21 protein-coding genes are annotated in these 19,652 nt (G+C 70.4%); 6 read left to right on the forward strand and 15 right to left on the reverse strand.

Going from position 1 to position 19,652, the window contains the following annotated elements:
- The coding region (locus EFL95_RS02075) for an HNH endonuclease signature motif containing protein (RefSeq protein WP_183406979.1) at positions 1-765 on the forward strand (765 nt) is incomplete at its 5' end.
- Between the two features lie 48 nt (positions 766-813).
- Here EFL95_RS02075 and EFL95_RS02080 read toward each other — a convergent pair.
- Positions 814-1,083, reverse strand: a complete 270-nt coding sequence (locus EFL95_RS02080) for a hypothetical protein (RefSeq protein WP_123232387.1) — start codon at positions 1,081-1,083, stop codon at positions 814-816.
- Between the two features lie 52 nt (positions 1,084-1,135).
- On the opposite strand from EFL95_RS02080, the gene arr reads away from it, so the two are divergent.
- Complete coding sequence (arr, locus tag EFL95_RS02085; RefSeq protein WP_123232388.1) at positions 1,136-1,567, forward strand: NAD(+)--rifampin ADP-ribosyltransferase; 432 nt, start codon at positions 1,136-1,138, stop codon at positions 1,565-1,567.
- Between the two features lie 2 nt (positions 1,568-1,569).
- Here the strand turns inward: arr and EFL95_RS02090 are convergent, their stop codons facing one another.
- Positions 1,570-2,040, reverse strand: a complete 471-nt coding sequence (locus tag EFL95_RS02090) for a cupin domain-containing protein (RefSeq protein WP_183406980.1) — start codon at positions 2,038-2,040, stop codon at positions 1,570-1,572.
- 63 nt (positions 2,041-2,103) lie between these two features.
- On the opposite strand from EFL95_RS02090, the gene EFL95_RS02095 reads away from it, so the two are divergent.
- Positions 2,104-2,703: a TetR/AcrR family transcriptional regulator gene (locus tag EFL95_RS02095; RefSeq protein ID WP_123232390.1), complete on the forward strand. Its 600-nt coding sequence runs from the start codon at positions 2,104-2,106 to the stop codon at positions 2,701-2,703.
- Positions 2,704-2,706: 3 nt separating this feature from the next.
- On the opposite strand, the gene ccsB is transcribed toward EFL95_RS02095, so the two are convergent.
- From ccsB to hemL, 6 genes are read right to left on the reverse strand one after another with little or no spacing between them, the layout of a single operon-like run.
- Positions 2,707-3,687, reverse strand: a complete 981-nt coding sequence (gene ccsB, locus EFL95_RS02100) for a c-type cytochrome biogenesis protein CcsB (RefSeq protein ID WP_123232391.1) — start codon at positions 3,685-3,687, stop codon at positions 2,707-2,709.
- On the reverse strand, positions 3,684-5,270 hold the full coding sequence (gene resB, locus EFL95_RS02105) for a cytochrome c biogenesis protein ResB (protein WP_123232392.1): 1,587 nt from the start codon (positions 5,268-5,270) through the stop codon (positions 3,684-3,686). The genes ccsB and resB overlap by 4 nt, the downstream gene beginning before the upstream one ends.
- Positions 5,270-6,031: a cytochrome c biogenesis CcdA family protein gene (locus tag EFL95_RS02110; protein ID WP_183406981.1), complete on the reverse strand. Its 762-nt coding sequence runs from the start codon at positions 6,029-6,031 to the stop codon at positions 5,270-5,272. Before EFL95_RS02110 ends, resB begins: the two co-directional genes overlap by 1 nt.
- Positions 6,028-6,600, reverse strand: a complete 573-nt coding sequence (locus EFL95_RS02115) for a TlpA disulfide reductase family protein (RefSeq protein WP_123232393.1) — start codon at positions 6,598-6,600, stop codon at positions 6,028-6,030. The genes EFL95_RS02110 and EFL95_RS02115 overlap by 4 nt, the downstream gene beginning before the upstream one ends.
- A gap of 3 nt (positions 6,601-6,603) precedes the next feature.
- Positions 6,604-7,311 (reverse strand): histidine phosphatase family protein, encoded by a 708-nt coding sequence (locus tag EFL95_RS02120; RefSeq protein ID WP_123232394.1) that lies wholly within the window; start codon positions 7,309-7,311, stop codon positions 6,604-6,606.
- Positions 7,308-8,666, reverse strand: coding sequence for a glutamate-1-semialdehyde 2,1-aminomutase (gene hemL, locus EFL95_RS02125; RefSeq protein WP_246004752.1), 1,359 nt, complete (start codon positions 8,664-8,666; stop codon positions 7,308-7,310). The genes EFL95_RS02120 and hemL overlap by 4 nt, the downstream gene beginning before the upstream one ends.
- A 272-nt stretch (positions 8,667-8,938) precedes the next feature.
- Between hemL and EFL95_RS02130 the strand changes: the two genes are divergently transcribed.
- Entirely contained in the window at positions 8,939-10,177 is a 1,239-nt protein-coding gene (locus EFL95_RS02130) for a lytic transglycosylase domain-containing protein (RefSeq protein WP_123232396.1), read from the forward strand.
- A gap of 7 nt (positions 10,178-10,184) precedes the next feature.
- On the opposite strand, the gene hemB is transcribed toward EFL95_RS02130, so the two are convergent.
- The 7 genes from hemB to EFL95_RS02165 all read right to left on the reverse strand — a co-directional run bounded on the left by hemB (position 10,185) and on the right by EFL95_RS02165 (position 17,740).
- Complete coding sequence (gene hemB, locus EFL95_RS02135) at positions 10,185-11,162, reverse strand: porphobilinogen synthase (RefSeq protein ID WP_123232397.1); 978 nt, start codon at positions 11,160-11,162, stop codon at positions 10,185-10,187.
- A gap of 10 nt (positions 11,163-11,172) precedes the next feature.
- Positions 11,173-12,843, reverse strand: a complete 1,671-nt coding sequence (locus EFL95_RS02140) for a bifunctional uroporphyrinogen-III C-methyltransferase/uroporphyrinogen-III synthase (RefSeq protein WP_123232682.1) — start codon at positions 12,841-12,843, stop codon at positions 11,173-11,175.
- A gap of 13 nt (positions 12,844-12,856) precedes the next feature.
- Positions 12,857-13,825: a hydroxymethylbilane synthase gene (gene hemC, locus EFL95_RS02145; RefSeq protein ID WP_123232398.1), complete on the reverse strand. Its 969-nt coding sequence runs from the start codon at positions 13,823-13,825 to the stop codon at positions 12,857-12,859.
- The gene (locus EFL95_RS02150; RefSeq protein ID WP_123232399.1) at positions 13,822-15,114 is read right to left on the reverse strand and encodes a glutamyl-tRNA reductase; all 1,293 of its coding nucleotides are present in this window, start codon (positions 15,112-15,114) and stop codon (positions 13,822-13,824) included. Before EFL95_RS02150 ends, hemC begins: the two co-directional genes overlap by 4 nt.
- A complete protein-coding gene (locus EFL95_RS02155; RefSeq protein ID WP_425463951.1) occupies positions 15,114-15,737 on the reverse strand; it encodes a redox-sensing transcriptional repressor Rex in 624 nt (207 codons plus the stop codon). Before EFL95_RS02155 ends, EFL95_RS02150 begins: the two co-directional genes overlap by 1 nt.
- Before the next feature lie 186 nt (positions 15,738-15,923).
- Positions 15,924-16,166, reverse strand: a complete 243-nt coding sequence (locus EFL95_RS02160; protein ID WP_123232401.1) for a glutaredoxin family protein — start codon at positions 16,164-16,166, stop codon at positions 15,924-15,926.
- Positions 16,163-17,740 (reverse strand): class I adenylate-forming enzyme family protein, encoded by a 1,578-nt coding sequence (locus EFL95_RS02165; RefSeq protein ID WP_123232402.1) that lies wholly within the window; start codon positions 17,738-17,740, stop codon positions 16,163-16,165. Before EFL95_RS02165 ends, EFL95_RS02160 begins: the two co-directional genes overlap by 4 nt.
- Before the next feature lie 60 nt (positions 17,741-17,800).
- On the opposite strand from EFL95_RS02165, the gene EFL95_RS02170 reads away from it, so the two are divergent.
- Positions 17,801-18,682 carry an HAD family hydrolase gene (locus EFL95_RS02170; RefSeq protein ID WP_123232403.1) on the forward strand — a complete coding sequence of 294 codons (882 nt, stop codon included), beginning with the start codon at positions 17,801-17,803 and terminating at the stop codon, positions 18,680-18,682.
- Between the two features lie 133 nt (positions 18,683-18,815).
- Entirely contained in the window at positions 18,816-19,640 is an 825-nt protein-coding gene (locus EFL95_RS02175; RefSeq protein WP_123232404.1) for a sigma-70 family RNA polymerase sigma factor, read from the forward strand.
- Positions 19,641-19,652 lie beyond the last annotated feature (12 nt).

Here is a 19,652-nt window from a genome sequence, read left to right on the forward strand (position 1 = left end):
AGGCGGATCCTGGAGGTGGTCGCCCCCGAGGTCGCCGAGGATCAGGAACGGATCGCGCTGGAGCGCGAGGAGGCACGGGCCGAGCGCGTGACGGCCTACTTCAGCCAGCGACTCGGTGACGGGACCACGCGCATCAGCCTGCGGGTCGCCGACGCCGTGGCCGCCCGCCTGGAGACCTACCTTCAAGCCTTCACCTCACCGCGCCGTCCCACCGGGGACGCCACCGGCCTGGCCGATCGGATGCCGTCCTACCAGGCCAAAGGACTCGCCTTCGGCGCCCTGCTGGAATCCATCGACCCGAAACGACTGCCCCTGCACGGCGGTGACGCGACCACGGTGATGGTCACCATCACCCTCGACCAACTCCGCACAGGCCTCGGCGGCGCCGACCTCGGCGCCGGCTTCGGGGCCGAGCGGATCAGCGCCGGCGAGGTCCGCCGGCTCGCGTGCACCGCCACGATCATCCCGGTCGTGCTCGGCGGCAAGTCCGAGATCCTCGACCTCGGCCGCGGCTCCCGGCTCTTCAGCCCGGCCCAGCGCAAGGCGATGGCAGTGCGCGACAAGCACTGCCGAGCCGAGGGCTGCAGCGTGCCGGCGACGTGGTGCGAAGGACACCACTTCCGGTCGCCGTGGAGCCACGGCGGGCGCACCGACCTCGCCGACGGCAAGCTCCTCTGCTCGCACCACCACCACCGCGCCCACGACACCCGCTACCTCACCCAGGAACTCCCGAACGGTGACGTGCGGTTCACCCGGCGGACGTGACGCCGAGCTGGAGAAGCTGATCCCCGCGATCGAGAAGGCGTTCGCTGGCTACGACTCGTCGCCCGAGGGACTGGGCTCCTCCTCGTCGATGAACTCACCGCGCTGGACGTCGAACGTCCGGCCGGTGTTGTCGACCTCGGCCCCCTCGGGCCGGTTCGCCGGGTCGAGGCGACGTTCCCGCTCGGCCTCGATCTCCCGCTTCGTCTCCTCGTCCGGCTCAGCGGTGAGGTCGATCCCCATGCTGCGCCCCGCGCGTGCATCGGTGTCGATGCCGCCGTTGTCCAGGATGCTCGGCGTCTCGTTCTCGGTCTTGCCCATCAGGCACCTCCGCTTCTGCTGTGCCCAGAACCTGCGCGGCTAACCTCGGTGCATGGCACCTCGGCCGTCAGTCCCTTTCGAGATCTACGAGGAGGGCGTCTACCTCCACGGCACGAAGGCGGATCTCGCGGTCGGTGACCTGCTCGTGCCGGGACGGGAGTCGAACTTCGAGCGCGGCCGGGTGATGAACTACATCTACTTCACCGCGACCCTCGACGCGGCAACCTGGGGCGCCGAGCTCGCCCAGGGCGAGGGCCGCGGCCGGATCTACGTCGTCGAGCCGACCGGTGAGTTCGAGGACGATCCGAACGTCACCGACAAGAAGTTCCCGGGCAACCCGACGCAGTCGTTCCGCAGCCTCGAGCCGCTGCGCGTCGTCGGTGAGGTCACCGACTGGCTCGGTCACGCACCCGAGGCCCTGGAGTCGATGCGGGCGGGCGCGGCCGAAGCACTGCGCCGCGGCCCGACCGCGATCGAGGACTGACCTCAGGCGGGCGGCGGTCCGACGACCTGCATCCCGCCGGTGTCCGCGGCACTCTGCATGACCCGGGAGAAGTCCACCGCGCACGCCGAGCCCTCGAACGGCTCGCTCGCGCCGCGGTAGAACGGTTCGCACTCGCAGGTGGGCTGGATCCCGAGCACCTTGGCGGTCGGGCTCAGCACCGTGAACGCGTGCGGCACGCCGGCAGGCACCATCACGAAGTCCCCGGAGCCGATCTCGTGCTCGTCGTCGTTGATGCGGTAGCCGATCCGACCCTCGAGGACCCACATCGACTCCGAGACCGGGTGAGTGTGCACTGGCGTCCACTTGCCCTCGACCATGTCGACCTCGACCAGGGAGATGTCGCCCTGCTCGCTGTCGAGCTTCCAGGTCCACACTCCGCCACCGAAGAACCAGCGCTTCTCGCCCTCACCGGCCCGCAGGACCACCGGCCCGACCTTCGTCTTCTCCGCCATCGCGACACTCCGATCTTTCGTGGGACTGGAGTCCCATAACGAGATTCGCATACCATAAAGGCCATGTCAACGGGCTACGTCGAATCAGGTCGGAGCGGTCAGAAGCGCCGCACCCGGGATCACCTGCTCGCAGCAGCCCGCGCGCTGATCAATTCCGGGGACACCCCGACGGTCGAGGAGGTCGCCGAGGCAGCCGGCATCTCGCGGACGACCGCGTACCGCTACTTCCCGTCGCGCACCGAACTTCTCGCTGCCGCCTTCCCCGAGACCCAGACGACCTCGGCGCTCCCGGATCCTCCGCCGGAAGCGGTCGATGACCGGGTCGCCGCGGTCGCGGACTACGTGATCGAGCGCATCCGCGACACCGAGCCCCAGCAGCGCGCGATGCTGCGCCTCTCCCTCGGTGACCAACCGCACGAGCTCCCGCTCCGGCAGGGGCGGGTCATCCCGTGGTTCGCCGAAGCGCTGGCTCCACTCCGCGCATCACTGGACGAAGCGACCGTGCAGCGACTTGCCGTGGCGCTCCGCGCGGTGTGCGGGATCGAGACGCGCGTCTGGCTGTCCGACATCGCGGGCCTGGCGCCGGACGAGGTCGGCGTCTTGCAGCGCTGGATGATCGACGCGCTCATCGAGCGGGCCACCGAGGTTCCGCCGCCGGTGTGACGATCAGGCGTAGGAGTGCTGGGACCCGCTGCCGAAGAAGAAGTTGATCCCCACGAAGTTGAACCACAGGGTCGCCAGGCCGATCAGCGCGATGATCGCGGCTGCGCGGCCCTTCCACCCGGCGGTCGCCCGCGCGTGCAGGTACGCGGCGTACACGACCCAGGTGATGAACGCCCAGACCTCCTTGGGGTCCCAACCCCAGTAGCGGCCCCACGCCGCCTGCGCCCAGATCGGGCCGGCGATCAGCGCCGCGAAGGTCCACACCGGGAACGCGAACGCGTGCGTCCGGTAGGCCATCCGGTCGAGCTCGTTCAGGCCGGGCAGGCGCGCCAGGTAGCCGTTCGAGGCCTCGGAGCCGCCGCGCTCGAGCCAGCGTTCCTTGATCAGGTAGAGCACCGAAGCCATGCCACCGAGCGTGAACGCACCGGTCGCGGTGATCGCTGCGATCACGTGGATCACCAGCCACGGCGACTGCAGCGCGTCGCGCAGCGGGACGACCGGGGTGTAGAGCAGCAGCACGTCGACCATCAGCGTGATCAGCACGAAGCCGGTCACGACCGGGGAGAGCCACTGGAGCGAGAAGCGCCGGTACATCAGCAGGTATCCGGCAACGACGACCAGCGTGCCGGTCATCGTGAACTCGTACATGTTGCCCCACGGCACCCGGACCGGGTCCGCAGCGAGACCGCGGGAGACGACCGCAACCAGGTGGACGCCGGCAGCGACGATGGTGGCGACCAGGCCCCAGCGCCCGAAGCGCTCCATCTTCTCCGCGGCGTCGTGGTCCTCGACCTCCGCTGCCTCGGCGGCCTCGGTCGGCCGGGACTCGGCGCCTGCCCCTACGGTGGCGGCGACGGGTGCGTCGACCGGAACCCTGCGCCCCGCGGCCCACTCGGCCAGGTGCAGCAGCAGGGCGACGAAGTACGCCGCACCGCAGATGGCGATGGCCTGGTTGCTCAGAACCTCGAACTGGTCGTGCGTCATGCCTTCTTCTCCTCCAAGGACCCGACCAGGTCATCGACCCGGTCGGTGAGGTTGCCACCGGACGAACGGTCCAGTCCGGCAACCTCGACGACAGTACGCCCGCCCTCACGGCGTACCGAGACCCAGATCCGGCGAGGCCGGATGAACAGCGACCCGAGCAGGCCGGTGAGCGCCAGGATCATGCCCAGCAGTGCGATCCAGCCCCCGGGGTTGCGGCTGACCTGGAGCTTCACGAACCGGTCGACCCCGTTGAAGGTGATCGAGCCGAGACCGTTCGGCAGTGCCTGCGTCTGCCCCTTCTCCAGCTCGACGCGGAACATCTTGCCGTTGCTCTTCGTCAGCTGCTTCAGGCCATCGGTGTCCAGGGCGTAGACCGACTGCGGCACACCGCGGTCCATGCCGAGGTCACCCGCGTAGGCGAGCAGCACCAGCGCCGGGTTCTTCGCGTCGGGGTAGGCCGAGAACGGGCCGGTCGCGTCGGTGAACCCGTACGTCGGGTAGAACTCGCCTCGGAAGCCGAGCTGCTTCGGGTCGGCGTCGGGAACCTTGATGACACCGCTCGAGCGGAAGCTGCTGTCCTCGGGGGTGAACACCACGGGACCGGAGAACGCGATCTTCCCGTTGCCGTCGCGCACCGTGACGTTCGGCGCATAGCCGTGGCCGATCAGGTAGACCTTCGACCCGTCGATCGACAACGGGTGGTTGACCTCGATCCGGGTGTGCTGCTGCTTGGCGTTCGGGCCGGTCTGGTAGTCCAGGCCGGCCGAGAACTTCTGCGCCATCCCGATCTCGCGACCCTGCTTGATGAAGTTCACCTTGAAGTCGGTGAGCTTGAACGAGAACGGCTTCAGGTTCTTGTCGTCGAACAACGTGCCCGGGTCGAACTCGTCGTACTGACTGGCGACGTTCGCGAACTGACCGCCGGTCACCACGATCACACCGCCCTTGTAGCCGAGCAGCGAGCCGCTCGCGAAGCCGACGAGCACGATCAGCACCGAGAGGTGGAACAACAGGTTGCCGGCCTCGCGCAGGTAGCCGCGCTCGGCCGACAGCGAGTCGTCGTGCCGGTCGACCCGGTAGCCGCGCAGTGCCGCCTGGGCGCGCTCGAGAACCGCGTCCGACTCGTCGTCGGTGGTGAACGTCCGGTACTCCGGCAGCCGCGACAGGTTCCGCGGCGTCTTCGGGGGTCGTGCCAGCGCGGCCCGCAGGTAGACCCGCGTGCGCGGCAGGATGCAGCCGACCAGCGAGATCATCAGCAGCAGGTAGATCGCCGCGAACCAGGCCGAGTCGTAGACCGAGAACAGGCCGAGCTTCTCGTAGATCGGCGCCAGCGTGGTGTGCTCGCGGCGCCACTGCGCGGCCAGCAGCGCGTCGACGTTGTCCTGCGGGATGACCGATCCCGGGATCGCGCCGAGGGCCAGCAGGAACAGCAGGATCAGCGCGGTCCGCATGGACGTCAGCTGCCGCCAGGTCCAGCGCAGGAACTCCTTGGGTGCGAGCGGTGCCGCCCCCGTCTCGGTGTCGCGGGTGTGCCCGTACGCCGGAACGCCGGACGTGTCGTCGCTGCTCGTCGGCTCGCTCATCAGATCCCCACGGTGCTTCCGGAGACCCAGCCGCGCAGGTCACCGACCAGGGCGTCCCACCAGCCGGTGACGAGCAGGACACCGACCGCGATGAGCATCAGACCGCCGATGCGGGTGACCCAGGCCTGGTGCTTGCGGACCCAGCGGACGGTGCCGAGCATGCGCCGGTAGGCCAGGGCGGCAGCGATGAACGGCACGCCCAGTCCGAGGCAGTAGACAGCACTGAGGAGCGCGCCGCGCTCCGCACTGCCTTCGTTGAGCGACAGGCTGGTGATGGCGCCCAGCGTCGGCCCGATGCACGGGGTCCAGCCGAGACCGAACATCACGCCGAGCAGCGGAGCGGCCGCCAGCCCGACGGCCGGAACGCGGTGGAAGCGCCAGTCGCGCTGCAGCCACGGGACCGCGCCCAGGAAGGCGATGCCGAGCAGGATGATCACCGCGCCGAGGACGTAGGTGATCTGGTCCTGGTACTCCCACAACCAGTCGCCCAGGCCACCGAACAGGGCGCCGTAGGAGACGAAGACGAACGAGAACCCGGACACGAACAACAGCGATCCGGCGAGCATCCGGCCGCGCTTCGCGGACTCGAGGTCTGCGCCGGCGAGCCCGGTCGTGTACGAGAGGTAGCCGGGCAGCAGCGGCACCACGCACGGGCTGAAGAACGAGACCAGGCCCGCGACCAGGGCGACGGGGATCGCGAGCAGCAGCGACCCGTCGTTGATCGTCTGGCGCAGCCAGCTCCCGGTCTCGAGCAGGATCACTTCTGGACCTCGTCGACCAGGTCGATCAGCGTGCGCGCACTGGTGACCTCACCGATGATGCTGGCAGCGACCCGGCCCTGGGCGTCGATCACCACGGTGCTCGGGATCGCGTTCGGGCTGAGCGTGCGGTGGAAGGAGCCGAGGGTTCGGCCGCCCGGGTCGAAGATCGAGTCGTACGGCATCGCGTGCTTGCGCACGAAGGCGAGCGCGGTGTCCCGGCTGTTGTCACGGGTGTTGATGCCGAGGAAGACCACGCCCTGGGGCAGGAGCTCCTTCGCCGCCAGCGCCAGGTCGTCCGCCTCGGACCGGCACGGACCGCACCACGAACCCCAGACGTTGATCACCACGACCTTGCCCTGGAACTGCGACAGGGCCACCGTCGTGCCGGTGAGCGTCGTGCCCGTCACGGCGTCCGGCTGCTTGCGCTTCGCCGGCGGAAGCAGCGTGATCGCGCCGTCGCCGCACTGGAAACCGGTGTCCAGCGAGCAGGTCATCCCGCGACCGCAACCGGTGGCCAACGTCAGGACGACGAGGACCAGCGGCAGCAGAGCGCGAGCAGAACGGGGCATGGGTCAGTCGGCGTCCGGGTTCGAGCCGGGCTGGGCGGAGAGGTCGTTCGGCTCCGTGAAGCCGGTACCGGACGAGAACGCAGCACGGCGCTCGGCCTCGGGGATCATGTCGCCGGCTGGCTCGGCGTAGCCGACGGTGACGAGCTCGGTGCCCTCGAAGGTGAACGACGTCAGGCTGCACAACGTGCACTGGCGCTTGCGCGGGTCGTGCATGAAGCGGCGCTTCTCCGCGTGCAGCCGGCAGATCCAGATCGGCAGCTGGTGGGAGACGATCAGCGCCTCGTGGCCCTCGGCAGCAGTGCGCGCGTCCTCGACGGCGGCCCACATCCGCGCGGCGACCTCGGCGTACGGCTCGCCCCACGACGGCTTGAACGGGTTCCAGAGGTGCTTCCACGCACTCGGGCGGCGCAGCACGCCGTCTCCGACCGAGAACGGGCGGCCCTCGAAGATGTTCGTCGACTCGATCACCCGCTCGTCGGTGACGATGTCGACGCCACGCACCGTGGCGATCGGTGCGGCGGTCTGCTGCGCGCGCTCCAGCGGCGAGGCGACCACGTGGGTGATGTCGCGGTCACCGATCCGCTCGGCGACGCGCTCGGCCATCGCGAGCCCGCGATCGGAGAGGTAGAACCCGGGCGCGCGTCCGTACAGGATGCCGTCGGGGTTGAAGACCTCGCCGTGGCGCAGCAGGTGGACGGTGGTCGTGGTCATGCACGTTCCTCGCTGGTCGAGCCGGTCGAAACCCGGGCTGCCGCGGTGGCGGCAGCGGGAAGAGCGTCCAGCACCTGCTGGACGGCACGGTCGTCGTGGGCGCTGGAGACGAACCAGGCCTCGTAGGCGCTCGGCGGCAGGTACACGCCGGCGTCGAGCATCGCGTGGAAGAAGGCCTTGAAGCCCGCGACGTCCTGGGTCTGCGCGGTCGCGTAGTCGCGGACCGGAGGCAGGTCGCCGAAGAAGATCGAGAACATGTTGCCGTTGCTCTGGAGCACGTGCGGCACGCCCGCCTCGGTCAGCGCCGCCGAGGACTCTTTCGAGATCGTCGCGGCGACGTCGTCGACCTGGGCGTAGACCGACTCGTCAGCGAGACGCAGCGTCGCGAGGCCGGCAGCGGTGGCGACCGGGTTCCCCGAGAGCGTGCCTGCCTGGTAGACCGGACCCTCCGGCGAGAGCAGCGCCATCACGTCGGAGCGGCCGCCGAAAGCAGCGGCCGGGAACCCGCCGCCCATCACCTTGCCGAAGGTCATCAGGTCCGGCGTCCAGCCCTCAACGGCACCGTCGGTCCCCCACTGGCCGCTGCGACTCACGCGGAAGCCGGTCATCACCTCGTCGGAGACGAAGAGCGCTCCGTGGCGGTGGCAGATCTCGGCGAGGAACGCGTTGAAGCCGGGCTCGGGCGGGACCACGCCCATGTTCCCCGGTGAGGCCTCGGTGATCAGGCAGGCGATCGCGTCGCCGTGCTCGGCGAAGGCGGCCTCGACCGCTGCCCGGTCGTTGTACGGCAGCACGATCGTCTGCGCCGCGGCCGACGCCGGGACCCCGGGGGTGCTGCTGACGCCGAGAGTGGCCAGGCCCGAGCCGGCGCTGGCCAGCAGCGAGTCGACGTGACCGTGGTAGCAGCCGGCGAACTTCACGACCAGGTCGCGACCGGTGAAGCCGCGGGCCAGGCGGATCGCCGACATGGTGGCCTCGGTACCGGAGCTGACGAGGCGGACCTTGTCGATCGGGGTGCGCCCGACGATCTCAGCGGCGAGCTCGACCTCGGTCGTCGTCGGGGTGCCGTAGGAGGTGCCGCGCGCGATCGCGCGGGTGACCGCCTCGATGACCTCGGGGTGCGCGTGGCCCAGCAGCATCGGGCCCCAGGAGCAGACCAGGTCGACGTAGGAGTTCCCGTCCACGTCGGTCAGCCAGGCGCCGGCTCCGGACGCCATGAACCGCGGCGTGCCACCGACGGCGGCGAAGGCGCGGACCGGAGAGTTCACCCCGCCCGGCGTGACCCCACGCGCGCGGTCGAACCACGCCTGCGAACCGGGGACGTCAGCGGGAACTGCGGACACGGACCTGGGCACCCGGGCATTCTCGCCGACGGCGCCTGCCAGCGACGAATCGCGGTCCACGGGCTGACCGGGAGGGGCCCTGAAATTCGGATAAGGAATTTCGGTCCCTCAATTCGGCGACATGATTCCGGGTTCCTCCCGTCTCATCCCTGCACAGTGCCCATCTGGTCTAGCAGAAACTAGACATTTGGCCCACCGTGACCCTTAACGGGGATAATCGTTGAATAGGGGTACGTCCGATTTATCGCAATCGGACGGATTACGCACCAGGGAGAACTCGCCGCATGACCGGACTGCTCAAGAGCCGCAGGAGCAAGGCAGCCACGCTCGTTCCGCTCGCACTCGTGTGCGCAGCATGGACTGCGAGCCTGACTGGTATCGATACCGCGTCGGCAAGCAAGACCAAGGCCAGCGACCTCCCCGACGGCACCGCCGTGCCCAGCCAGGCCATCAAGGCTCCCGCCAGCGTGCCGGTACCCGGCTCGATCGCCCCGAGCGTCCCGGACGGCACCGCCGACTCCGTGGTCGCCGGCGCCTCGACCAGCGGCATCCCCTCCGCCGCCCTGTCCGCCTACCAGCGCGGCGCCCAGATCATCGACGCCGCCGACCCGACCTGCAACGTCGGCTGGGAGCTCATCGCCGCGATCGGTCGCGTCGAGTCCGACCACGGCCAGTACGACGGCAACACCTTGGGCAGCGACGGCGTCAGCACCCCCGGCATCTACGGCCCGGAGCTGAACGGCGAGAACGGCACCCAGGCGATCATGGACACCGACGGCGGCCAGCTCGACCACGACACCGTCTACGACCGCGCGGTCGGCCCGATGCAGTTCATCCCCTCGACCTGGTCCTCGGTCAAGGTCGACGCCGACGGCGACGGCCAGCGCAACCCGCAGGACATCGACGACGCCTCGCTGGCGACCGGCGTGTACCTCTGCTCCGGCACCGACGACCTGTCGAACCGCGCCGGCCAGGAGGCCGCGGTCTACCGCTACAACCACAGCCGCGCGTACGTCGACCTGGTGCTCCGCATCATGGAGGCCTACAGCCAGGGCGACTACACCGCGATCCCGTCGGGCACCTACGGCGGCACGGTCTTCACCCCGAGCTACTCCTCGGCCGTCCAGAACCGGACCCACAAGCCGTCCAAGACGGTGAAGCCGAGCAGCCCGAGCACGGGCGGATCGACCGGCGGGGACAACGGGCCGAGCACCCCGACGGAGCCGTCGACGCCGAGCACGCCCACCGCGCCGAAGAACCCGCTGGCGCCGATCACCGACCCGCTGACCAAGGGCCTGGGGGGCATCACCCAGCCGCTGGTGAGCACGCTGTCGACGCTGACCGAGGCCCTGGACTTCTGCAACAGCCAGTTCGCGACGATCCCGGACCCGCTGCACCTGCTCGACGCCGCGAAGAACAAGTGCGCGACCAAGGTTCAGGGCATGACCGAGACCGACGCTGCTGCCGTCATCCCGAACACGCTGACCACGATCCTGGCCTGGCTCGGACTGGGCAAGGCCTGACTGAACGTCAGCGCTTGAGCAGCTGGGCGGCTTCGAGCGCCCAGTAGGTCAGCACGATGTCCGCGCCTGCGCGGTGGATCGACGTGAGCGTCTCGAGGATCGCGGCCTCGCGGTCGATCCAGCCGCGCGCCGCAGCAGCCTCGACCATCGAGTACTCCCCCGAGACGTTGTACGCCGCGACGGGGACGTCGACCGCGTCCTTCACCGCGGACAGCACGTCGAGGTAACCGAGGGCCGGCTTCACCATCACGATGTCGGCGCCCTCGCTGACGTCCAGCTTCGCTTCGCGCACGCCCTCGAGCCGGTTGGCCGGATCCTGCTGGTAGGTCCGTCGATCACCCTGCAACGAGGAGTCGACGGCCTCGCGGAACGGGCCGTAGAACGACGAGGCGTACTTGGCGGAGTAGGCCAGGATGCCGATGCCGGTGTGCTCCTCGGCGTCCAGCGCGCTGCGGATCATCCGCACCTGGCCGTCCATCATGCCGCTGGGCGCGACCAGGTCGACACCGGCAGCGGCCTGCGCCACCGCCATCGCCGCGTACACGTCGAGGGTGCGGTCGTTGTCGACGTTGCCGTCGCCGTCCAGGACGCCGCAGTGCCCGTGGTCGGTGAACTCGTCGAGGCACAGGTCCGACATCACGGTGAGCTCGTCGCCGACCTCGGCGACCACGTCGGTGATCGCCAGGTTGAGGATCCCGTGCGGGTCGACGGCACCCGAGCCGACGGCGTCCTTCTCCTCGGGGATGCCGAACAGCATCACCCCGCCGAGACCAGCCGCGACCGCTTCGTTGGCGGTCTTCTTCAAGGTCTCGCGGGTGTGCTGGACGACGCCCGGCATCGAGCTGATCGGAGTCGTCTCGGTCGCGCCCTCACGGACGAACAGCGGCAGCACGAGCTGGCGCGGTGCGATCCCGGACTCGGCGACCAGCCGCCGCAGCGCAGGGGTGCGTCGCAGGCGGCGGGGTCGGATGTCCGGGTACGTCATGCGTTCCAGGCTACTTCGACGACGCCCGACGACGGCCCGAAGCGCGACGCTCGGACGGCTTGGTGACCGGCTGGCCGGCCTCGATCATCGACGCACGGCGTGCCGACCCGAAGTCGGCCAGCGCCTCGGCGAGGACCTCGACCGACGGGCTCGGCGCCATCACGTCGACGCGCAGGCCGTGCTCCTCGGCGGTCTTCGCCGTGGCCGGACCGATCACCGCGATGATCGTCGAGGCGTGCGGCTTGCCGGCGATGCCGACCAGGTTGCGCACGGTCGAGGACGAGGTGAAGACGACGGCGTCGAACTTCCCGGCCTTGATCGCCTCGCGGGTCGGCGCCGGCGGCGGCGCTGCCCGGACGGTGCGGTAGGCGGTGACGTCGTCGACCTCCCAGCCGAGGTCGACCAGGCCGGCGACCAGGTTCTCGGTGGCGATGTCGGCGCGCGGCAGGAAGACGCGGTTGATCGGGTCGAGGACCTCGTCGTACTCGGGCCAGTCCTCGAGCAGACCGGCGGCGGACTGCTCGCCGGACGGCACCAGGTCGGCGCGCAGGCCCCAGTCGGCCAGGGTCGCGGCGGTCTTCTCACCGACCGCGGCGATCTTCAGGCCGGAGAACGCGCGAGCGTCCAGGCCGTACTCCTCGAACTTCTCCTTCACCGCGCGGACGGCGTTGTAGGAGGTGAAGGCGATCCACTCGTAGCGACCCTCGACCAGTCCGCGGACGGCCTTGTCCATCTGCTGCGGGTTGCGCGGCGGCTCGACCGAGATGGTCGGCACCTCCTCCGGCTCGGCGCCGTACCCACGAAGGCGGGTCGACAACGAGGCGGCCTGCTCCTTGGTGCGCGGCACCAGCACCCGCCACCCGAAGAGCGGCTTGTTCTCGAACCAGGAGAGCTGGTCGCGCAGGTCGACGACCTGGCCGATGACAGTCACGGCGGGCGCCTCCATCCGGGCGGCCCGGGCGTCGGCACCGATCGAGCCGAGGGTGGAGACCAGCGTGCGCTGGGTGGTGACCGTGCCGGTCCGGGTCATCGAGACCGGGGTCTCGGCCGGGCGACCGGCGGCGATCAGCTCGCGCGCGATGTCGGCGATGCTGCCGACGGCGGAGAGCAGCACCAGGGTCTGGCGGTCGGCGTACGAGGACCAGTCGATGCTCGCGCCGCTGCAGGACAGCACCGTCAGCTCGCGGTGGTTCTTGGTGGTCAGCGGGATGCCCGCGTACGCCGGCACCGCGTTGACCGACGAGACGCCGGGAACGATCTCGAAACCGATCTCGGCCTTCGTGCAGGCCTGCGCCTCCTCGGGGCCCGAGGCGTAGAGGAACGGGTCGCCGGCCATCAGCCGGACCACGCGCTTGCCGGACTTGGCGTGCTTGATCACGACCTTGGCGCGCGCGGCGTGGGTCAGCGGCTGGCCGTCCTCGCCGAAGCCACCGTCGACGAACAGCGGACCGGCGGACGCCTCGACCGTCTCGACCTCGGCGTCCTCGTCGGCCTCCACCGGTTCGGGCAGGCCGAGCAGTCCGCGCACCAGCGTCTCGTGCTCGGGCAGCTCGGTGATCACGACCTCCGCGTCCCGCAACAGCTCGGCCGCGCGCACGGTCAGCAGATCGGGGTCGCCGGGTCCGGCGCCGACGAAGGACACCCACCTGGTCTGGCGGGCAGTCGTGCTCGATGCAGTCATGGTCACTTGCTTTCTAGCTGTGCGGTGCGGGGTTGAGAAGTTCGTGGGCGCCGTCGGCCACCATCTCGGCGGCGAGCTTGCGGCCGAGGCCGATCGGGTCGTCGTAGGGGCCGGAGGCGGAGCGGCGTACGGCCAGGGCGCCGTCCAGGGAGGTCGCGACGGCGCGGACCCAGAGCTCGGGTCCGTCCTCGCCCTCGACCACCTCGGCGAGCGCGCCGACCGGGGCGGAGCAGCCGGCCTCGAGCTCGGCGAGCACCATCCGCTCGCACTCGACGGCCGCGCGGGTGTTCGGGTCGTCGAGCGCCTCGGCCACCAGGGCGGCCAGCTCGGTGTCGCTGCTGCGGCACTCGACCGCGAGCGCACCCTGACCCGGCGCGGGCAGGACCTGGATCGGGTCGAGCACCTCGGTGACCTCGTCCAGACGGCCCAGACGCGTCAAGCCGGCGCGGGCGAGCACGACGGCGTCCAGCTCGCCGGACGTCACCTTGCCGATGCGGGTGTCCACGTTGCCGCGGACCCCGACCAGCTCGACGCCGAGACCGAGGGCCTCGATCTGCGCGACGCGACGCGGCGAGCCGGTGCCGACCGTCGCGCCCTGCGGCAGCTCGCCGAGAGTGAGCCCGTCACGGGCGACGACGACGTCGCGAGGGTCCTCGCGCGTCGGGATCGCGGCGAGGGTGATGCCGTCCTGCGCGTAGGTCGGCAGGTCCTTGAGCGAGTGCACGGCGAGGTCGACCTCGTCGGCCAGCAGGGCGTCGCGCAGCGCGCTGACGAAGACGCCCGTTCCACCCATGGTCGCCAGCGGCGCCGTGTTCACGTCGCCCTCGGTCGAAACAGTGACGAGCACGACGTCGCGACCGGTGGCCTCGGAGAGCTGCTCGGCCACCAGACCGGACTGGGTACGGGCCAGCGCCGAGGCGCGGGTCCCGATGCGGATTGCGGCTTGCCCTGAGGTGCGAGCCTGCGAGCCTCGAAGGGTCATACGCCCTCCACCCGGGTCACGGCGTCGACGGCCTCGGGGTCCAGGGAGAACAGCTCGGCCAGGGCGGCCGCGTAGGAGACGGCGCCGGTGCTGTTGGCCAGCTCCTTGACCCGCACGGTCGGCTGGTGGAGCAGCTTGTCGGCCACCCGCCGCACGGCCTGCTCGATCTCGGCGCGGGCAGCGTCGTCGAGCTCGGGCAGCCGCCCGGCCAGACGCTGGAGCTCGGTCTCGACGACGCCGGTGGCCATCGTCCGCAGCGCGACCACCGTCGGGGTGACGGCGGCGGCGTGCCGGGCCGCGAGGAACGCCTGGAGCTCCTGGCCGACGATCTTGCGGACGTCGGCGACCTCGCTGCGCTCGCCGGCCTGCTCGAGCTCGGTGGCCAGGGTGGCGAGGTCGATCAGCGCGACGCCGGGCTCGTGGCCGACCGCGGGGTCGACGTCGCGCGGCAGGGCGAGGTCGATGACCGCGACCGGACGCGAGGAGTCGGCGCGGGCGGCGCGGAAGCGCTCGACGTCGAGCTGGATGCCGGTCGAGTCGGTGCAGGTGATGACCACGTCGACGTCGGCAGCCTCTGCGGCGATCGCGTCCAGGCCGACGGCCCGCCCGCCGTACGCCTCGGCCAGCCGCTCGGCGCGGGTGGCGGTGCGGTTGGCGACGACGACCGACGAGGCCGGTCCGCGTGACAGCGTCGCGACCGCCAGCCCGGCCATCGCGCCGGCGCCGACGACCAGCGCCTTGAGGTCGGTGTCCCGGCCGAGGTGGCGGGTCGCCTGGTCGATCGCGTACGCCACCAGCGAGGGACCGGCGCGGTCGATGTCGGTCTCGGCGTGCGAGCGCTTGCCGACCCGCAGCGCCTGCTGGAAGAGCGAGTTGAGGGCCGGTCCGACGGTGCCGGCCTCCTGGCCGACGCGCAGGGCCTCCCGGGCCTGGCCGAGGATCTGGCTCTCGCCGACGACCATCGAGTCGAGACCGGAGGCGACGTGGAACAGGTGCGAGACGGCGCCGTCGTCGTAGTGCACGTACAGGTGCGGGACGTACTCGTCGGGCGAGCCGGGAGCCGGGGTCAGCAGCATCCGCGAGATCGCCTCGACGCTGCCGTGGAACCGGTCGACCTCGGCGTAGACCTCGATGCGGTTGCAGGTCGAGAGCACCGTGGCCTCGACGACGTGCTCGTTGTCGGCCACGTCGCGGATCAGCTTCGCGGTGCCGTCGGAGTCACGGGCGATCAGCTCGAGGACCGGGACCGGCGCCGAGTTGTGGGAGATGCCCACCACGAGCACGCTCATCAGGCCACCCCCTCGGTTCCCGGGGCGCCCTCGACGTGCGGCGCCTTGCGCTGCTCGTGGTAGGCCAGGATCTGAAGCTCGGAGGACAGGTCGACCATCCGGACGTCGACGTCCTCGGGGACCGAGAGCACGGTCGGTGCGAAGTTCAGCACGCTGCGGATACCGGCCGCGATCATCTGGTCGCAGACCGCCTGGGCGGCACTGGCCGGGGTGGCGATGACGCCGATGGCGACGCCGTGCTCGCGCACGATCTGGCCGAGCTCGCCGAAGTCACGGATCGGGCACCCGGCGACCAGCTCGCCGTGCCGGCTCTCGTCGGCGTCGAGCAGCGCGACGGTGCGGAAGCCGCGCGAGCTGAAGCCGGAGAAGTTCGCGAGCGCGTGGCCCAGGTTGCCGATGCCGACGATGACGACGGGCCAGTCCTGGGTCAGGCCGATCTCGCGGGAGATCTGGTAGCGCAGGTACTCCACGTCGTAACCGACGCCGCGGGTGCCGTACGAGCCGAGGTGGGAGAGGTCCTTGCGCAGCTTGGCGCTGTTCACGCCCGCGGCGGTCGCCAGCTCCTCGCTCGAGCACGACCGGATGTCGGAGTCGAGGAGAGAATTGAGTGCCCGCAGGTACACCGGAAGGCGCGCGACTGTCGCCTCAGGAATGCGCGTAGGGCTCACGGTCAACTCTCCAGCGACGCCTCCGGGCTCGTCATACGGAACCTGTGGTGAAAGACGTCAGCCCAAACACAATAAGAGTTTGTGAACGTGCGAACAAACTGAACTAGCACGGGTGAGACGTTTGCCACTCGGCGGGGTGTGCTACCGCGTGAGCGCCGTTCTGAGGCGTTGCTCGTCGACCCGCCAGAAGTCGTGCTGGGCGCCGTCCACGAACGTCACCGGGATCTGCTCGCCGTACGCGTGCATCAGGGCGGGGTCGGTGGTGATGTCGACCTCCTCGAATCCGGTGCCGAGGTCTGCGCAGACCTGAGCGATCACGGTCCGGGCGTCGTCGCACAGGTGGCAGCCCGGCTTGGAGTACAGCAGGACCCGGGACGTCGTCACTCCAGCAGCCCCAGAGCCCGGCGGCGCTCGGTGGCCCGCAGCAGGCCCTTGGCGACCTTGCCGGTGCCGGTCATCGGCAGCGCCTCGACGACGTTGACCACCGAGGGCCGCTTGAAGCTGGCCAGCCGGCCGGCGCAGTGGGCGCTGACCCGGGCCGCGAGCTCGTCGGGGTCGACCTCGCCGACCGGCTTCACGTAGGCGACCACCGCCTCCCCGGTCTCGGGGTCGTCGACGCCGATCACCGCGGCACCGGCCACGTCGGCCAGCTCGGTGATCACGTCCTCGACCTCGCTCGGGTAGACGTTGAACCCCGAGACGATGACCAGCTCCTTGAGGCGGTCCACCAGGAACAGGTCCCCGGCCGCGCTCAGGTAGCCGACGTCCCCGGTGGCCCACCAGCCCTCGGCGTCCGGTCCGTCGGCGCCGTCGGGCCAGTACCCGGAGAACAGGTTCGGGCCGCGGATGTGGATCTCGCCGGGATCGTCGTCCTCGGGGCGCCCGCCGGCCTCGTCGACCAGTCGGACCTCGATGCCGGGCAGCGGCGCGCCGACCGAGCGCGGGTCGGATTCCGCACTGCACTGGGTCGAGGTGACCACGGGTGCGGCCTCGGTCAGGCCGTAGCCCTGCTGGATCTCCAGCCCGGTCCGGGCGCTGAACGCCTCGGTCAGCTCGGGGGCCAGCGGCGCCGAGCCGGACAGGATCGTGCGCACCGGCCCGAACCTGTCCTCGATGCTGGAGAGCTGCATCCAGTAGGCGAAGACCGGCGGCGCGACCGGCAGCACGGAGATCGCCTCGTCCTCGATGATGTCCAGCGAGCCCTCGGGGTCGAAGCCGTCGACCAGCACCATCCGGGCGTGCTGGCGCAGCACCTGCCCGAGCACGGCGTTCAGGCCGTAGACGTGGAACAGCGGCAGCACGCCGAGGACGACGTCGCGGCCGTTGATCATCGGCGGCACCACGGCGGCGGCCTGCTCGATGTTCGCCGAGAGCGCCCGGTGGCTGAGCATCGCGGCGCGCGGGCGACCCGAGGTTCCGCTGGTGTAGAGCAGCACGGCGAGCGACTCCGGGTCGGTCTCCCCCGGAAGGTCGGCGCCGGTCTCCATCACCAGGTGGTCCCAGGAACGCTCGCCGGGCTCGAGCGTGGTGCCGACGCTCACGATGCGCGGACGCACGCCGTCGTTCTCCGAGCCGGCCAGGGCAGCGTTGACCCCCGCGACCGCACCGCGCACGGTGCCGATCGTGGTGCCGTCGGCCAGGACCATCCGGGAGCCTGAGTCCACGAGCATCCGGACGACCTCGCCGGTGGCGCTGCGCGGATTGATCGGTACGGCGACCATGCGGGCGCGCAGGACGCCGAGGTAGGTCGCGACGAACTCGATCCGGTTCGTCACCGCGATCATCACCCGGTAGCCGGCGATCATCCCCGCGGTCTGCAGTCCGTGGGCGACCCGGTCGGCGAGATCGTCGAGCGCGGCCCAGGTCACGGTGCGGCCGGTGGCAGCCTCGGACAGGGCGATCTTCGAGGGCTCGGCACGAGCCGCGGCAGCCAGGAGATCGGCGACGGTGGTCTCCATCGTTGGATCCTTGCACAGGTGATTGGGCCGTGTACGCCGAGGACGCAATAGGCTTCACGTGTGACGCCGCCGAACCGTCCGACACCCGTGAACCTGAAGCGCCGCTCCCGGCTCGCAGGGGAGGCCTCCGCGGCTGCGGCCGAGGTGGAGAACAGCCTCGACGTCGGGCCGGACGAGACGAGTGCCGCGTTCTTCGACGTCGACAACACGGTCATGCAGGGCGCCTCGATCTTCCACCTGGCACGGGGCCTGCACCGCAGGAAGTTCTTCACCACCAAGGACATCGTCGGTGCGGCCTGGAAGCAGGCCTACTTCCGCGTCGTCGGGGTCGAGGACCCCGAGCACGTCGCCGAGGCACGGTCCGCTGCCCTGGCCTTCATCGCCGGCCACACCACCGAGGAGCTCGAGTCGCTCGGCGAGGAGATCTTCGACGAGGCGATGGCGCACCGGATCTGGCCGGGCACCCGCGCGCTGGCCCAGCTGCACCTCGACCAGGGGCAACGGGTCTGGCTGGTCACCGCGGCCCCGATCGAGATCGCCACGATCATCGCTCGCCGCCTGGGTCTGACCGGCGCGCTCGGCACGGTCGCCGAGCACATCAACGGGGTCTACACCGGACGGCTGGTCGGCGAGATGCTGCACGGTCCGGCCAAGGGCGAGGCGGTGCTGGCGCTGGCCGCCCGCGAGGGGCTCGACCTGTCCCGCTGCTCGGCGTACTCGGACTCCTACAACGACCTCACCATGCTGTCCCTGGTCGGCGACCCGTGCGCGGTCAACCCGGACGCCAAGCTGCGCGCCCACGCGAAGGCCGAGGGCTGGCGGATCCGCGACTACCGGACCGGCCGGAAGGCCGCACGCGCCGGCGTCTTCACGGCGGCGGTCGCGGGGGCGGCGGTCGGCTCGGTCGCGGCCGGTACGGCGATCCGGAAGCGCCTGAGCTAGCTCGCCGATCCAGACTGGTCTGGACCGATCTTCCCGGCTCGACCGATTTGTCGAACTCGTTCCCAAACATCTGTGCTGACGTCTATCCTGACGAGGTCATACCTGGCGGGGGGCCGGGAGGGAGAATCTGTCGATGGGCGTGAGTCGGGAGTACGCGCGCGGTCTCGCGGCGCTCCGACGTGCCCTGGCAGAAGTCTCCGCCACCCCCGTTCTCGCCGTCTCCGGCGGCGGTTCGCTCCCCTCCTGGCTCTACGACGACCGCATCCTGCTCAGCTCCGCCACCGTCGGTTCCCACCGTCGGCACGCCGCGGGCGAGAAGGGTCCCGGCCTCACCCCGGTCCCCAACCCCCCTGAGGACCACGGCGACGCCGACCTGGCGGCATCATCCGCCGAGGACGAGGCCGTCGGAACCCGGCTGATCGCGCTGGTCGAGCTCGCCCGCAACGGCGACAAGGAGGCCTTCGGGCAGCTCTACGACCACTACCAGCCCTCGGTCTACCGGTTCCTCTACTACCGGGTCGGCTCGATGACCCTGGCCGAGGACCTCACCGCGGAGACCTTCTTCCGGGCGCTGCGGTCGATGCACTCGTTCCGCTGGCAGGGCAAGGACTTCGGCGCCTGGCTGATGACCATCGCCCGGAACCTGACCGCGGACCACTTCAAGGCCGGTCGCACGCGCCTCGAGCAGACCACCGAGGACATGCAGACCCTGGACACCACCTCGGAGTCCCCGGAGATCGAGGTGCTGTCCTCGCTCACCAACGAGGCACTGCTCAAGGCCCTCGGCGAACTGCCCACCGAGCAGCGCGAGTGCCTGATCATGCGGTTCCTCCAGGGCCTCTCGATCGCGGAGACCGCCGAGATCCTGGGCCGCAGCTCCGGCGCCGTGAAGCAGCTCCAGCTGCGGGGTGTCCGGAATCTGGCGAAATTGATTCCCGCCGCGGAGCGTGAGTCATGAGCAGAATGTCTT

Origin of the sequence: Nocardioides marmorisolisilvae (genome assembly GCF_003725775.1) — a bacterium.
Classification (GTDB): Bacteria; Actinomycetota; Actinomycetes; order Propionibacteriales; family Nocardioidaceae; genus Marmoricola; species Marmoricola marmorisolisilvae.